The sequence below is a fragment of the Curtobacterium sp. P97 genome, assembly GCF_023712445.1.
GTDB lineage: Bacteria > Actinomycetota > Actinomycetes > Actinomycetales > Microbacteriaceae > Curtobacterium.
This window is the reverse complement of sequence record NZ_JAMAYF010000005.1, coordinates 187,290-200,919: the sequence shown is the minus strand read 5'-3', so window position 1 is coordinate 200,919 and position 13,630 is coordinate 187,290. Positions and strand designations below refer to the sequence as shown.

At 75.4% G+C, this 13,630-nt stretch carries 16 protein-coding genes and 1 riboswitch; of the genes, 9 read left to right on the top strand and 7 right to left on the bottom strand.

All coding sequences use genetic code 11. From position 1 onward, the window contains the following. Positions 1–107: 107 nt before the first annotated feature. Positions 108–857, bottom strand: coding sequence for an NADPH-dependent F420 reductase (locus tag M3677_RS07390; protein ID WP_081984781.1), 750 nt, complete (start codon positions 855–857; stop codon positions 108–110). On the opposite strand from M3677_RS07390, the gene M3677_RS07385 reads away from it, so the two are divergent. From M3677_RS07385 to M3677_RS07370, 4 genes are all read left to right on the top strand, one after another. Beyond that, entirely contained in the window at positions 856–1,152 is a 297-nt protein-coding gene (locus tag M3677_RS07385) for a GNAT family N-acetyltransferase (RefSeq protein ID WP_066653669.1), read from the top strand. The genes M3677_RS07390 and M3677_RS07385 overlap by 2 nt on opposite strands. A gap of 56 nt (positions 1,153–1,208) precedes the next feature. Then, a complete protein-coding gene (locus tag M3677_RS07380; RefSeq protein ID WP_251160143.1) occupies positions 1,209–1,670 on the top strand; it encodes a VOC family protein in 462 nt (153 codons plus the stop codon). Positions 1,671–1,757: 87 nt separating this feature from the next. Continuing rightward, on the top strand, positions 1,758–2,294 hold the full coding sequence (locus tag M3677_RS07375) for a MarR family winged helix-turn-helix transcriptional regulator (protein ID WP_066653673.1): 537 nt from the start codon (positions 1,758–1,760) through the stop codon (positions 2,292–2,294). Continuing rightward, on the top strand, positions 2,291–2,800 hold the full coding sequence (locus tag M3677_RS07370; RefSeq protein ID WP_251160142.1) for a YfcE family phosphodiesterase: 510 nt from the start codon (positions 2,291–2,293) through the stop codon (positions 2,798–2,800). Before M3677_RS07375 ends, M3677_RS07370 begins: the two co-directional genes overlap by 4 nt. 121 nt (positions 2,801–2,921) lie before the next feature. Here the strand turns inward: M3677_RS07370 and thiD are convergent, their stop codons facing one another. The 3 genes from thiD to thiM all read right to left on the bottom strand — a co-directional run bounded on the left by thiD (position 2,922) and on the right by thiM (position 6,027). Beyond that, positions 2,922–4,457 (bottom strand): bifunctional hydroxymethylpyrimidine kinase/phosphomethylpyrimidine kinase, encoded by a 1,536-nt coding sequence (thiD, locus tag M3677_RS07365; RefSeq protein WP_251160141.1) that lies wholly within the window; start codon positions 4,455–4,457, stop codon positions 2,922–2,924. Further along, positions 4,454–5,122, bottom strand: a complete 669-nt coding sequence (gene thiE / locus M3677_RS07360) for a thiamine phosphate synthase (protein WP_251160140.1) — start codon at positions 5,120–5,122, stop codon at positions 4,454–4,456. Before thiE ends, thiD begins: the two co-directional genes overlap by 4 nt. Continuing rightward, on the bottom strand, positions 5,119–6,027 hold the full coding sequence (gene thiM, locus M3677_RS07355) for a hydroxyethylthiazole kinase (RefSeq protein ID WP_251160139.1): 909 nt from the start codon (positions 6,025–6,027) through the stop codon (positions 5,119–5,121). Before thiM ends, thiE begins: the two co-directional genes overlap by 4 nt. Continuing rightward, a riboswitch (TPP riboswitch) is annotated at positions 6,016–6,111 on the bottom strand. Its footprint overlaps the gene before it by 12 nt. Positions 6,112–6,179: 68 nt before the next feature. Here thiM and M3677_RS07350 point away from each other — a divergent pair. After that, positions 6,180–7,124, top strand: a complete 945-nt coding sequence (locus tag M3677_RS07350) for an NUDIX domain-containing protein (protein WP_251160138.1) — start codon at positions 6,180–6,182, stop codon at positions 7,122–7,124. A 95-nt stretch (positions 7,125–7,219) separates the two neighbouring features. Here M3677_RS07350 and M3677_RS07345 read toward each other — a convergent pair whose 3' ends face one another. Together M3677_RS07345 and M3677_RS07340 are read right to left on the bottom strand one after the other, a co-directional pair. After that, positions 7,220–8,473 (bottom strand): MFS transporter, encoded by a 1,254-nt coding sequence (locus M3677_RS07345; protein WP_251154917.1) that lies wholly within the window; start codon positions 8,471–8,473, stop codon positions 7,220–7,222. Continuing rightward, complete coding sequence (locus tag M3677_RS07340; protein WP_066653683.1) at positions 8,470–9,111, bottom strand: GntR family transcriptional regulator; 642 nt, start codon at positions 9,109–9,111, stop codon at positions 8,470–8,472. Before M3677_RS07340 ends, M3677_RS07345 begins: the two co-directional genes overlap by 4 nt. A gap of 150 nt (positions 9,112–9,261) precedes the next feature. Here M3677_RS07340 and M3677_RS07335 point away from each other — a divergent pair, with 150 nt between their 5' ends. Both M3677_RS07335 and M3677_RS07330 read left to right on the top strand, forming a co-directional pair. After that, the gene (locus M3677_RS07335; protein WP_081984784.1) at positions 9,262–10,014 is read left to right on the top strand and encodes a phosphotransferase enzyme family protein; all 753 of its coding nucleotides are present in this window, start codon (positions 9,262–9,264) and stop codon (positions 10,012–10,014) included. A 393-nt stretch (positions 10,015–10,407) separates the two neighbouring features. Continuing rightward, positions 10,408–11,349, top strand: a complete 942-nt coding sequence (locus M3677_RS07330) for a DnaJ domain-containing protein (RefSeq protein ID WP_251160137.1) — start codon at positions 10,408–10,410, stop codon at positions 11,347–11,349. 23 nt (positions 11,350–11,372) lie between these two features. Here M3677_RS07330 and M3677_RS07325 read toward each other — a convergent pair whose 3' ends face one another. Then, positions 11,373–11,735 carry an RNA-binding S4 domain-containing protein gene (locus M3677_RS07325; RefSeq protein ID WP_066653687.1) on the bottom strand — a complete coding sequence of 121 codons (363 nt, stop codon included), beginning with the start codon at positions 11,733–11,735 and terminating at the stop codon, positions 11,373–11,375. A 97-nt stretch (positions 11,736–11,832) separates the two neighbouring features. Here M3677_RS07325 and M3677_RS07320 point away from each other — a divergent pair, with 97 nt between their 5' ends. Next, on the top strand, positions 11,833–12,123 hold the full coding sequence (locus M3677_RS07320) for a hypothetical protein (RefSeq protein WP_251160136.1): 291 nt from the start codon (positions 11,833–11,835) through the stop codon (positions 12,121–12,123). A 278-nt stretch (positions 12,124–12,401) separates the two neighbouring features. Next, positions 12,402–13,559, top strand: coding sequence for a hypothetical protein (locus M3677_RS07315; protein WP_251160135.1), 1,158 nt, complete (start codon positions 12,402–12,404; stop codon positions 13,557–13,559). Positions 13,560–13,630 lie beyond the last annotated feature (71 nt).

Genomic DNA, 13,630 nt, shown 5'->3' with positions numbered 1-13,630 from the left:
CGCAGGATGCCTCGCGGCCGGGGCTCGCGAGACGCAACGAAGGCGGCTCCGCGCCGAGCTGTACCGCTGCGGGGAACCGCCTTCGTGGCGTGTTGCGGAGGTGGGGGCTACATGTCGCGGTAGCGCTCCGCCTCGGCGAGCTTCGCCCGGAGCTCGTCGGCGGTGTACCGCGTGACGTACCCGGGGGTGTCGCGCTGGATGCGCCAGCCCTCGGCGAGGGGGCCCGCGTCGACCACGTCGAACCCGAACTCGTCGATCAGGTCGGAGACGACCCGCTTGGCGTCGGCGTCGTCGCCCGCGACCACCAGGGCCCGGCGGTCGGGGGTGCCGGCGGGGGTGGCCTCGTCGGTCAGCGCCGTGGCGGCGATGTGGTTGAACGCCTTGACGACCCGGGCACCGCGCAGGTGGTCCTGCAGGAGCTCGGCGGTGGTCGTCGTCTCCTCGTCGAGGGACGTGATGTGGCCGTCACGCTGCGGGTAGTAGTTGTTGGTGTCGATGACGACCTTGCCGACCAGGGGTTCGACCGGGATCGTCTCGATCGCCGCGAGCGGGGTGGTCACGACGACGATGTCGCCCGCTGCTGCCGCCTCGTCGCGGGTGGCCGCGCGGGCGTGCTCGCCGAGCTCCGAGACCAGGTCCTGCAGGGTCTCGGGGCCGCGCGAGTTGGCGATCACGACGTCGTGGCCGTGCTGCACGGCGAGGCGCGCGAGCTGGGATCCGATGTTGCCTGCTCCGATGATGCCGATCGTTGTCATGCGGTCGTGCAACGCGGCGCCGAGCAGTGCATTCCCACCGGCGGTCGCCCCGGGCCGTCGTCGCCGTGCGGCCGCTGCCCGTCGGGTGCATGATGGCGCCATGGCCCACGAGTTCCGCGACGAAGCCGACCGCGACCGCTACGCGATGTACGTCGACGGCGAGCTCGTGAGCGTGCTCGACTACCGGGCCGCGGAGGACGCCGTGTCGTTCCCGCACACGTACACGGTCCCGAGCCACCGCGGGCACGGCTACGCGGCGGAGCTCGTCGCGCACGCCGTCGCCGACGTCGAGGCGAGGACCACGAAGCGCATCGTGCCGATGTGCTGGTTCGTCGGCAAGTGGTTCGACGAACACCCCGAGAAGGCCGACCTGCTCAGCCGCGGCACCGCGGACTGACCCACCCCACGTTCCGGCCGCAGCGTCGCGGCCGCACCCGAGCACCCGGAGGCACCGTGCCCACGATCACCCCGTTCCTCTGGTTCGACGACCAGGCCGAACAGGCCGCCACGACCTACACGTCGCTCTTCCCGGACAGTCGGGTCGACAGCGTCGCCCGGACGCCGGACGGCACCGCCCTCGTCGTCGAGTTCACGCTCCTCGGTCAGCCGTACCGGGCGATGAACGGCGGCCCGGGGCACCCGCACACCGACGCCGTGTCCTTCCAGGTCGACGTCGACACGCAGGACGAGCTCGACCGGGTGTGGGACGCGCTCCTCGCCGACGGCGGCCGACCGCTCGCGTGCGGGTGGCTGCACGACCGCTGGGGCCTGACGTGGCAGGTGACCCCGTCGATGATGGGCGACCTGATGACCGGCGGCGGTGACCCCGAGGCCAACGCCCGGGTGTTCAAGGCGATGCAGGACATGGTCAAGCTCGACATCCCCGCGCTGCAGGCCGCAGCCGCCGGTCGCTGAGGGGGAGCAGCCCGTGACCGCCGGTAGGGTGGCGGCACCCACCAGCGCCGAGCACCCGGCGCACGCAGTGACAGGCTGGAGAACGCGATGAGCAGCCCGAGCTCGGCGGTCCGTGACGGCGGACGCCCCGACGACGAGGTCCGCAACGGCGACATCGGACGCGCCTACACCGAACTCGCCCGCATCACGCGACGTGCGAGCATCCGGGCGCGCGGCGACGACCTCGTGCTCAGCGTCGTCGACCAGTCCCTCGTCGACTTCGTCGTGCAGCACCCCGGGTGCATGGCGATCGACATCGCCCGGTACCTGCGGCTCAACCGCTCGACGATCTCGCGGCAGCTGTCCGGCCTGCTCGCGGCGGGGCTCGTGCGGACCACCGACGGCGGCTCCGGCAACGCGAAGCCCCTCGAGGCGACCGACGCCGGCCGTGCCGCCCTCGACCGCTCGGTGCGCCTGCACCGCGACGCGCTCGAGGAACGGCTCGCCGACTGGTCGGACGACGACATCGCGCTCCTCGCCGGGCTGCTCGAACGACTCGGCGCCGCCGACGAGGCCGGTCTGCCGATGCCCGCCCGCGCGACGCCGGACGGCCACGCCGGTACGGACGGTCCCGACGCCCCGTGACCACCTCGTTCGTCCTGCTCTCCGACACCCACCTGCCGAAGCGCGCGAAGGACCTGCCGGTTGGGCTCTGGGCGGACGTCGACGCGGCGGACCTCGTCGTGCACGCGGGGGACTGGGTCGACCTCGCCACCCTCGACGCCGTGCAGGGTCGGTCCCGTCGGTTCGAGGGCGTCCGCGGCAACAACGACGGCCCCGAGTTCGACGACCGGCTGCCGCTGGTGGCCCGCTTCACGGTGGAGGACCTCCGCTTCGCCCTGGTGCACGAAACCGGTGCGGCGACGGGTCGCGAGCGCCGGGCGGACGCCGCGTACCCGGACACCGACGTGCTCGTGTTCGGGCACTCGCACATCCCGTGGGACTCGGTCGCGCCGTCGGGGATGCGCCTGCTCAACCCCGGGTCGCCGACGGACCGCCGCAGGCAGCCCGACTTCACGTGGATGCGGGGCACGGTGGACGGGCGTGCGCTGACGGTCGAGACGGTCCGGCTGCCGCCGGCGGCGCGCTGACGCGACCGCACGATTAGACGGGCGAGTCGTCAGACGGAGGATGCACCGGCCGGGAGGCACGGCTCGGGTCCGCCCCGAGCCTCCCGTCCGTCCCGTGCCGCGTGCGACGGCCGTGGTCCGGTCAGTCGCGCTGCGCCGGCGGGTCCGCCGGGGCCGACGGGCCCACGTGTTCCGTCGGCATCCGGAAGAACGCGAGTTCCCACTCGGTCGACCGTCGGTGCGCCCGCGCCATCCGCCCCCGCTCGGACGGGTCCGCGGCGGCCGCGAGCGCCTCGACGCGCGCGGTCGCCTCGGCGCTCGCCGCAGCGAACGCCGGGTCGCCGTACGCGCCGAGCCAGTCCGCGAAGGGGTGTCCCTCCGGGGCGCGGCCGAGCTGCGTGCCGACCCAGGCGTAGACCCGGAAGCACGGCAGCACGGCGGCGGCGAGCACCCCGACCGACCCGCTGTCGGCCGCGGCCTGCAGGTGGGCGAGGTACCCGGCGCACGTCGGGTGGACCGGGTCGTCGGCGTGCGTGCCCGCCAGGCGGCGGTGGTGCAGGTCGCGTGCCTCGTCGGCGCAGCCCGCGGCGGCCGAGGCCCAGAACGCCGCGGGCTCGCCGTCCGTGGTGGCGACCAGCCGTCGCAGGTGCTGCTCGTAGGCCCGCAGGTAGTGGACGTCCTGCGCGAGGTACCGGGCGAACACGTCCCCGTCGAGCGTGCCGTCACGCAGGCCCTCCAGGAAGGAGCACGAGAGCGTCCGGTCGAGGGTCTCGGCGACGTCCGCCCACCACCGGTCCGTCCAGGTCGTCGGGGGGAGCGCGGCACGGGTGAGCGCACCGTGGTCGACCGGTCCGTTGCCCGTCCCGACCCGGAGCGCGTCGGCGCCACGGAGCGCGGCGGTGAGCCACGTCTTCGCCCCGCCGACCGCGAGCTCCCAGTCGCCGTCGCGTGCGGCGAGCGTCGCGATCGCGCTCGACAGGGAGCACCCCGTGCCGTGCGTGTTGGTCGTCGCGATGCGCGGGCCCCGGAAGGTGCGGGCGGAGCCGTCGGGCCGGACGAGCACGTCGTCGGCGGTCGGCCCGGTGTCGTGCCCGCCCTTCGCGAGCACCAGGACGTCCCACCGACGGGCCACGAGCCGTGCGGCCTCGAGGGGCGTCGGTGCGGTGCCCCCGGCGAGCGCGACGAGGTCGGTCAGCTCGGCGCGGTTCGGGGTCACGAGGTCGGCGAGCGAGAGCAGGTCGCCCATCGCGGCGGTCGCCTGCCGGTCGAGCAGCCGGTCGCCGCTCGTGGCCACCATCACCGGGTCCACGACGACCACGGGCGGGCGGTGTGCGCGGACCCAGTCCGTGACCGTGCGGACGACCTCGACGGTGCCGAGCATCCCGATCTTGACGGCGTCGACCACCACGTCGTCCGACACGGCGTCGAGCTGCTCGCGGAGGAACCCGACGTCGGGGACGTGCACCGACCGCACGCCGTGGGTGTTCTGCGCGACCAGGGCCGTCACGACGCCCATGCCGTAGCCGTCGTGCGCCGTGATCGCCTTGAGGTCCGCGTGGAGTCCGGCGCCGCCCGTCGGGTCGGTGCCCGCGATGCTGAGGACCCGCGGCACGTGCGGCCGCCCCGGCACCGGCACCGGCGGCGACGTCGAGCCCACGGCGGGCTCGGCGGCGGTCACGACCCGCTCCAGGCGCGGAGGTACGCCGCCGCTGCCGCGTGCGGGTCGGCGGCGGCGCAGATCCCGGACACCACCGCGACACCGGCGACACCGGCCGCACGCAGCGGCGCGACGTCGTCCAGGGTCACGCCGCCGATCGCGACGCACGGGACCCCGAGCGGGCGCGCCGCACCGGTGATCCGGGCGACGCCGTCCACGCCGAGCGCCGGCGGGTGGTCCGGCTTCGTCGAGGTCGGGTGGACGACACCGACGCCGAGCAGGTCGACGGTGCCGCGGGGCAGCTCCGCGAGGGCCGCCAGGTGGGCCGGGGTGTTCGCGGTGAGCCCCACGTGGGCGTCCGGCCCGAGGAGCGCCCGGGCGGCCGCGACGGGCAGGTCCGACTGGCCGAGGTGCACGCCCGCGACCCGGTGTCCGGCACGTCGGGCGGCGAGCGCGACGTCCGTCCGGTCGTCCACCACGACGGTCGCACGGTCCCCGACGGCGTCGGCCACCGCGGCGGTCAGGGCGAGGAGGTCGCGGACCGGTGCCTGCTTGTCGCGCACCTGCACGAGCCGCACCCCGGCGTCGACCGCGGCACGGACGACGCCGAGCACGCCCCTGCCGTGCCGGTCGACGAGCACCGGGTCGGTGACCAGGTAGACGCCCAGGTCCGTCGGGGCGCTCACGGTCGGACCACCGTCGGCGCTGCAGCGGATCCCGGGATCGTCGGTGGTGCGGACTCCGTGGTGATGCGCGCCACCCGGAGGACGTCCTCGGGGGTCAGCGTCGCCAGCCGGTCGAGGAACAGCGGCTGGAAGGTCCCCGGGCCGCCGGCGTCACGCGCGGCGAGCTCGGCGGCGACCGTGTGCACGACCGTCCCGGCGACGGCTGCTGCGCCCGGGTCGTCCGGGACCACCGCCGCGAAGGCGGCGACCACCGCGCCGAGCGCGCACCCGCCCCCGGTGATGCGGGTCAGCAGCGGCGACCCGTTCGCGACCCGCACCACGCCGGTGCCCGGTGCGACCAGCAGGTCGACGGGACCGGACACGGCCACGGCGCCCACGAGCCTCCCGTCCGACGCCCGGAGCGCTGCCGCTCGCGCCTCGTCCGTGCCGGCGGTGCTGTCGACCCCGCGGCCGCCGTCGGCGTCGCCGAGCAGGGCGAGGACCTCCGACGCGTTCCCGCGCAGCACGGTCGGCCGGAGCGCGAGGAGCTCGCGGGCGAGGGCGGTGCGGACCGGCAGCGCGCCGACCGCGACGGGGTCCAGGACCCACGGTGTGCCGACGTCGACGGCTGCGGATGCCGCCTCGACCGACGCCGCGCGCGGCTCCGGGTGCGGGGTGCCGGTGTTGACGAGCAGGGCGTCGGCGACGCGGGCGAAGGGACCGGCCTCGGTGGTGACGTCGACCATCGCCGCGGAGGCGCCGAGGGCGAGCAGGACGTTCGCCGTGACGTTCTGCACCACGGTGTTCGTGATGCACTGCACCAGGGGGCTGCGGGCGCGCACCTCCTCGAGCAGCGAGGCGGTGCGGTCGGCCCAGGCCGGGGACGGGGAGCCGGCGGGTCCGGGTACGGGCGCAGCAGTGTGCATGGACGATCCCTTCGCGAGTACGAGCTCGAGCAGGTTCGACGGGTGTGATCTCAGCCGCTCGGTGCGGCACCCCGTGTCTCGGACGACACCGTACACGACGTCCGACGACCTCCTCCGGGCACTCCGGGGGTGCGGTGTGCCAGTGTTGACGGGTGCCTGACGTGACCCCTCCCGGACCGCCGCCCGGACCCCGCGACCCCGGCGACGCGTGGGCCGTCGGACCGGACGGCACCAAGGCCTGGGGACGCTTCGGCGCGGCCGGCCTGCTCGTCGACGACGGTGCCGGCCGGGTGCTCCTGCAGCACCGCGTCGAGTGGAGCCACCACGGCGGCACGTGGGGGATCCCCGGTGGTGCACGCCACCAGGACGAGGACGCCGTCACCGCCGCGCTCCGGGAGTCCGCGGAGGAGGCCGGGGTGCCCGAGGACGGCATCGACCTGCGGCACGCCGCCGTGCTCGACCTGGGCTTCTGGACCTACACGACCGTCGTCGGTCGCGCCCGCCGCCCGTTCGAGCCGGTGATCGCGGACCGCGAGAGCCTCGCGCTGTCGTGGGTCCCCGTCGCCGAGGTCGACGCGCTGCCCCTGCACCCGGGCTTCGGTGCCTCGTGGCCGGCCCTGCGCGGCGCGATCGAGACGGTCCCGCACGTGGTGGTGGACGCGGCGAACGTCGTCGGCAGCGTGCCGGACGGCTGGTGGAAGGACCGTGCGGGCGCGGCGGAGCGGCTGCTGTCGTCCGTGGCGGCGCTCGCCGGACGGGGCGTGGGCGCGGGGGAGCTCGGGTTGCCCTTCGCCCGCTGGTGGCCGCGGTGGACGGTGGTGCTCGAGGGCGAGGCGCGGGCGGCCGGCGCGGGTGCCGGTGCTGCGGGCACGGCGGCGGGTGCCGTCGGTGCCGGCGACCTCGGCGGTGCGGCCGACTCGGTCGGGGTCGTCCGCGCCGAGGGCTCCGGCGACGACGCGATCGTCGAGGCTGCCCGGTCGGCGCTCGGCGACGGACACGCACCGGTCGTCGTCGTCACGGCGGACCGGGAGCTCCGTACCCGGGTCGAGGCCCTGGGCGCCGAGGTCCGCGGCCCCGGCTGGTTCCGCGAGCAGTAGTCCGCCACCGCTGCATCGGTCCGCTGCTGCGTCGGCCCACCGCAGCGCCGGTCCGCTGCTGCGGCGGTCCACTGCAGCGCCGGCCCGCTGCGGCGTCAGCCCTCCGGCACGTACCGCTTCGACGACACCAGCAGCGCCACCCACGACACCACCCCGAGCCCGACCACCACGGCCAGGATCGCCGACACCGGGACCCCGGCACCGCCCGCGATCGCCGCGATGACCGCCGGCGCCAGGAACCCGCTGTACGCCACCGCGTAGAACGCTCCCGTCAGGCCGGCGAGGTCGCGCGACCCGGCGATGCGCTGGACCTCGAGCAACGAGGACACGAGCGCGGTCCCCATCCCCACGCCGATCACCACGTTCGCCGCGAGCCCGACCCACACCGACTGCAGCTCCACCGCCAGGAGCACGACCCCGATCCCGACGGTCATCACGGCGACGGCGGTGACGAGCCCGCGCGCCGAGGACACCGAGTGCACGCGCTTGGCGAGCGGCTGCACCGCGCTCGAGACCCCGAGGGCGACGACGGTCGCGGCGGTCGCGAACACCAGGCCCCACGGACCGGTCGCTCCCGCGAGCCGGGTCGGCAGGTACCCGTAGCCGATCGCAGCGGACCCGAAGATCCACGGTGCCGCGACGACGACCACCCGCGTGAAGCGTCGGTGCCCGGCACTCGGGATCGCCAGCTGCCGCCACCACGGACCGGCGAGACCACCGTTCACCGCGGTCTCCGGCGCTCGCCACACGACGAGGGCGAACGGTGCCGCGACGCAGATGTGCACGAGGAACGGCAGGACCTCGGGCACCGGCCCCCACTGCGCGATCCCACCGGCGACGAGGGCACCGATCCCGGACCCCAGCGTGAAGGCCAGCGACGCGCGCCGTGCCCCGGAGCCGGCATCGGCCGAGGGGTCTTGGCGGCCCTGCGAGAGCTCCTTCACCCAGCTGTTGCCGACCGCCATCGCGATGCCGACCGTGATGCCGGAGAACAGCCGGCCGGCCGCGAGGAAGCCGGGTCCGAACGGCCCGAGTGCCAGGAGTCCGCTGCCGACGACGGCCGCGGCGATGCCGACGAGCATGAGCGGCTTCCGCCCGTGCCGGTCCGAGAGCGACCCGGCGACGAGCAGCGCGGGTGCGAGCCCGAGGACGTAGACCCCGAGGAAGACGTTGACGAGCACGGACGAGTAGTGCGCCCGCTCCTCGTACATGAGCAGCAGCGGCGAGAACTGGTTGCCGCCCCACGAGCACACGAAGACCGCGCCCCAGACCATCGCCCACGGGGCCACCCGGCTGGCCGGCACCGGCACGGAGCCGGTGGTCGGGATGCTCCCGGTCGCGCCGCTCACAGCGCGCCCCGGTGGGACGCGACGTGCGCTCGGAGGACCGCCGCGTACCGCTCGGCGTCCCCGTCGTCGAGGGCCGCGGCGAGCGCCCGGTGCTCGTCGAGCGACGCCTGCAACTGCTCCGGTCGCACGCGCATCAGCTGGTGCCGCAGCCGCTGCTGCCGGTCGCCGAGCGTCCGCGCGAAGCGGACGGCGATCGCGTTCCGCGACGCCGCGACGACGGCGCCGTGGAACGCCGCGTCCCGCTCGACGAAGCGGTCGACGTCCCCGGCGGCCACCGCCGCCTCCTGCTCCGCCAGCTCGGCCTGGAGGAGCGGTGCCAGTTCCGGCACGCGGCCGTCGGTGACGACGCGGGTCGCCGCGGTCGACTCGATCGCCTCACGCACCTCGAGCACGTCCGCCGCCTCGTTCGGGGACATCGGGCGCACGACGGCGCCCCGGCGGGCGCCGAGCAGGATGAGGTCCTCGGCCGCCAGGCGCAGGAACGCCTCGTGCACGGGTGTCCGCGAGACGCCGATCTCCCGGCAGAGCACGTTCTCGCTGATCGCCGTGCCGCCCGGCAGGTCGCCGCGGATGATCGCCCGCTTGACGTGCTCGTACGCCCGTCCTGCGGCGGAGACCTCGGTGCTGGTGTCGCTCACGGCAGCCGATCCTACGCCTTGCATGCAAGCTTGCACACGTTGTGGAGCGAGATCGTCACGCGGCCGTCGTGACCGGATCGAGACATCGCCCACCCGGCGTCGCTACGCTGACCCTCACGTCAACGGAGACGTACCGATCAGGAGGTCACGATGGAGCGTGTCACCAGAGCCGACGACCGTGTGCACCGCCCTGCGGGGCCTTGGACACCGACGGTGCACCGGCTGCTCGCGCACCTGCACGAGCAGGGCTTCGTCGCGGCACCCGAACCGATCGCCGTCGGGGACGCCCTCGAGACGGTGAGCTTCGTGCCGGGCACGGCGGGCAACTACCCCTGGAGCACCGAGATCGCGAGCGAGGCGGCCCTCGTCACGTCCGCGCGACTGCTGCGCCAGTACCACGACGTCGCGGCGACCTACCCGCGGGACGACGCGGTCGACGTCTGGTCGCAGGCCGAACGGCTGCCGGTCGAGACGATCGTGCACGGTGACTTCGCGCCGTACAACTGCGTGTACGACGGCATCGCCGCGGTCGGGCTCATCGACTTCGACACCGCGCACCCCGGGCCGCGCGTCTGGGACGTCGCGAGCGCGGTCTACCGCTTCGCGCCGTTCACCACCGGTCTCGTCGAGGGCAGTTCGGCGCCGGGACTCGACGAGCGCCTCGACCGCGCGGCGGAGTTCTGCCGCGCCTACGGGCTCGACGACCGCTCCCGCGGGGTGCTCGTCGAGACGATCACGGCCTCGCTCGTCGCCCTCGTCACGACGATGGAGACCGAAGCCGCCGCGGGGAACCCGAAGTTCCTCAGCGACCTCGAGCACGGGCACGCCGACCTGTACCGGGCCGACGTGGCGTGGATCGAGTCCCACGCGGACCTCATCCGCGCGGCCGTCACCGCCGACTGACGTCCGCGCGGACGAGCTGCGCGGCGCACCGGCGTCGGTGCGGGACACCGCCGTGCGCGTGAGACGCCGGCCTCGGTGCGAGACGCCGCTGTGCACGCGAGACGCCGGCGTCGGTGCCGGACGCCGCAGAGCCGTCGAGACGCCGGCGTCGGTGCCGGACGCCGCGGAGCCGTCGAGACGCCGCCGGATCTCGCGGCGTCTCGACCGGCGGACGGCGTCTCGCACCGACGCCGTCGTCTCGCCGGTGTGGGACGCGCGTCGGACCGCGGCGTCCCGCGCAGACGCCGGCGTCTCGGGGCGCGACGCGCGCGTCGGACGTGCACCGGGCCTCCCGGCAGCTCCCAGCCCGCACGCGGCGGACTCCGATGCTCCAGCGGGTAGTGTCGCAGGGCCATGACCGACAGCCCGGCCGACGCCACCCCGTACGAGGTCCTCGGCGTCCCCGCGACCGCCGACGACGACGCGCTCCGCCGTGCGTACCGTCGTGCCGCTCGCGAGACCCACCCCGACCTCGGTGGAGACGCCCGGCGCTTCCGCCAGGTGCAGATCGCGTGGGAGCGCATCGGGACCCCGGCTGCCCGCCGGGCGTACGACGCGGGCTCCCGCACGTCGACCCCCAGCGCAGCGTCCGGTCCGTCCGGGTCCTCGGTCTGGTCGCACGACGGCCAGGGGTTCGCGCCCCCGACGGCTCGGCGCGACTCCCGGCCGCGGGCGCGCTCGTACGGGCACCCGGGTGGTCGTTCCCGCGAGGTCTTCCTGCAGGCCGAACGCGAGTGGGTCGGCCTCGGCGACCCCGTCGAGGACCCGTACGACCCGGCGCTGGTCCGCTCCGCGCCGCGGCACATCCGCCGACTGCTCGCCGAGGCCCTCGCGGAGGAGGCGACGGCGTCGATCATCGCGGGGATGGGCATCGGCGTGACCGTGTGGCACGACCTCGACGCCGGTGCCGAGGGCAAGCTCGACCACGCCGTGCTGACCCCGAGCGGACTCTGGGCCGTCGAGTCGATCGACTGGGGCGCTCCCGTGCGCATCGAGCACGGTGACATCGCCGGCGAGACCCTGGCGCCGGGCGAGCGTCCGGTCAAGGAGCTCGTGCGGGCAGCCCGAGCGGTGCAGAAGCAGACCCGCGTGAAGTTCACCGGACGGCTGATGGTCGTGCCGGACTCCGCCGTCGACGAGGACGTCCAGGTCGTCGGGTCGGCGCGCAAGCCCACCGCGCTCGTGGTCCGTCGCAGTGCGCTCGGTCAGGTCCTGAACGGGGTGTTCTCCCCGGAGGGCTCGGTCGACGTGTTCGACGTCCGCGACCGCCTGCAGCAGACCGTCCGCTTCGTCTGACGGCGGCGCGACGCCCGGTCGCGTCAGTGGCCGCGGAGCTTCTCGAGGTCGCGGCGCTCCCGCTTGCTCGGACGACCGGCGCCTCGGTCCCGGGTCGGGACGAACCCGGCCTCCTCGCGGGGGAGCCGGGGCGGGGTCCGGTCCTCGAAGTGCTTCGCCGCCTCGGTCGCGCTCGTCCGCTTGAGGATGATGCCCGTCACGACGACGATGCGGTCGAACCCGTGCTGACGGACCCGCACCTCGTCCCCGGGGGCGATCGGCTGCGCCGGCTTCGCACGTTCCCCGTTCACCCGGACGTGGCCGGCCTTGCACGCACTGGTCGCGGCGGACCGGGTCTTCGTGATCCGCACCGCCCAGATCCAGCTGTCGACGCGCGCCTTCTCCATCCCACCACCCTAGGCGGCGCAGCCCTGCGAGCAGCCCGCGCCGGGGACCCGAGCGGGCCGACACCCGAGCCGTGCGACCGGGCCGTACGCTCGACGGGTGCAGGAACCGCGGCAGCAGGACCCGGACGGCCGGGCTCCGAGCGAGCAGGATGCCCTCGCCCGGGCGCTGGCGCTCGGCGTCCTGCGTGCGGCGTCCCCCGGCGACCGGCTCGTCGTGCGGGCACGGGTCGGGGACGGCGCTCGCGACGCCCTCGGCACCCTGTCCGCACGGACCGTCGACACGGTCACGATCGAGACGCGACGGGGGCACGTCGACGTCCCGCTCGCCGACGTGGTCGCGGCGAAGCACGTGCCCCCGCCGCCGGCGCCGCGCACGCGCCGCCCCTGAGCAGCCCCGCGACGCAGCACTGCAACGCAGGCCGGCAACGCAGGCCGGTAACGCAGGCCGGTAACGCAGGCCGGCAACGCAGCCCGGCAACGCAGCCCGCGACGCGCCCGGCGACGCAGCCCGGCAACGCAGCCCGCGACGCGGCCGGCAACGCAGCCTCGCGACGCGGCCGGCGACGCAGCCCCACCCACCTCGCCCGTCGGCGAGCAGGTTCCGCCCGCGCGGTGCACCGGCGAGCCGTCGCCGTCCCCGCCGCCGTCGCCACGTAGCCTCGACCCATGGCCGTCCCCGTCCCGCTCGGTACCGAGGACCGAACCTCCCGCCTGACGCTCCGCCGCCCCGACCGCTGGCGCCGCGAGGACTCCCCGCAGGCCGACCTCCGGCTGACCGGTGACGACGTCGTCCTGACCGTCCGGTCCCGCCCCTCGGAGCGCACCGTCGCCGAGGAGCACACCAGCCTGCTCGAACGCCTGCCCGGGTCGGTCGAGGGCCTGCGGCTCATCGGCTGCGACCCGTGGACGACCGCGGGCGCCCCGGCACGCCTGGTCGAGTACGTCCGCCCCGACGAGGACGGCGACGTCGCGGGCGCCCACCTGCTCTTCGTGACCGGCCGGCACCGGGTCGACCTGACCGTCGAGCGGCCGCTCACCCGGATGCTCGCGACCGACGACCTGGTCTCGACCGTGCTCGAGTCGGTCCGTGCCACCGAGCCGGCACCCTCCCGCCCGCAGCGCGAGCTCGAGGCCCTGCCGGTCGCGGCGCCGGTCCCGCAGCTCGACGGGACGCACCTCGGTCCCGACGCGCTCACGACCCTGCGCAGCCTGGCAGGACGCCGGTGGGACCCGATGCTCCTGCGCTCGCCCGCCGGTCGCGAGCTCGTGCAGACGGGGCTCGTCGGCCGCCTCGGGACGCTCCCCGAGACCACCCAGGAGCTCCTGGCGCCGTGGGCCGACGACACCCGGCCGGTCACCCTCGAACAGCGCCTGCCCGACGGGCGGACCACGCGCCTCCAGGCCTGGTCGGAGACCGTCGTGGACGGGACGGACGAGACGGGCGGCACCGTGGCCCGGCTGCCGGTCGAGCGCGTGGTCGCGCTGGCGGCCGGGAGGCTCGGCATCCGCCCGTCGTGGACCTTCCCCTTCCGCACGGGGTCGCTCCACGCGGACCTGCTGGCCCGCAGGACGGGTGCGGCCGACACCGCGCCGGACCTGCCGGTGGCCGTCGCCGAGGCCGACCCGCGGCTCGCGCGCTTCTGGGCCGCGCCGTGGACGGTCTCGTCGATCCGTCGCCCGGGTCGACCGGCCCCCGTCGTCGTCGTGCACGCCGAGGGCATCGGGTTCGCCCGGGTCGGACGCACGGAGGCCGGGGAGACGGCCTTCCGGTCCGACTCCCCGGCGAACGTGTACCGGTCCGTGGTGCGCGCGCTGCTCGGCTGAGGCTGCTGCTGCTGCTGCTGCCGCTGCTGCCGCTGCTGCTGCTGCTGCTGCCGCTGGCGCTCGCGCGGCGC

Coding starts and splice junctions, on each gene's coding strand:
- M3677_RS07385 (WP_066653669.1), top strand. CDS start 856: ATGGCCCACGAGTTCCGCGACGAAGCCGACCGCGACCGCTACGCGATG.
- M3677_RS07390 (WP_081984781.1), bottom strand. CDS start 857: ATGGCGCCATCATGCACCCGACGGGCAGCGGCCGCACGGCGACGACGG.
- M3677_RS07375 (WP_066653673.1), top strand. CDS start 1,758: ATGAGCAGCCCGAGCTCGGCGGTCCGTGACGGCGGACGCCCCGACGAC.
- thiM (WP_251160139.1), bottom strand. CDS start 6,027: ATGCACACTGCTGCGCCCGTACCCGGACCCGCCGGCTCCCCGTCCCCG.
- M3677_RS07335 (WP_081984784.1), top strand. CDS start 9,262: ATGGAGCGTGTCACCAGAGCCGACGACCGTGTGCACCGCCCTGCGGGG.
- M3677_RS07330 (WP_251160137.1), top strand. CDS start 10,408: ATGACCGACAGCCCGGCCGACGCCACCCCGTACGAGGTCCTCGGCGTC.
- M3677_RS07325 (WP_066653687.1), bottom strand. CDS start 11,735: ATGGAGAAGGCGCGCGTCGACAGCTGGATCTGGGCGGTGCGGATCACG.
- M3677_RS07315 (WP_251160135.1), top strand. CDS start 12,402: ATGGCCGTCCCCGTCCCGCTCGGTACCGAGGACCGAACCTCCCGCCTG.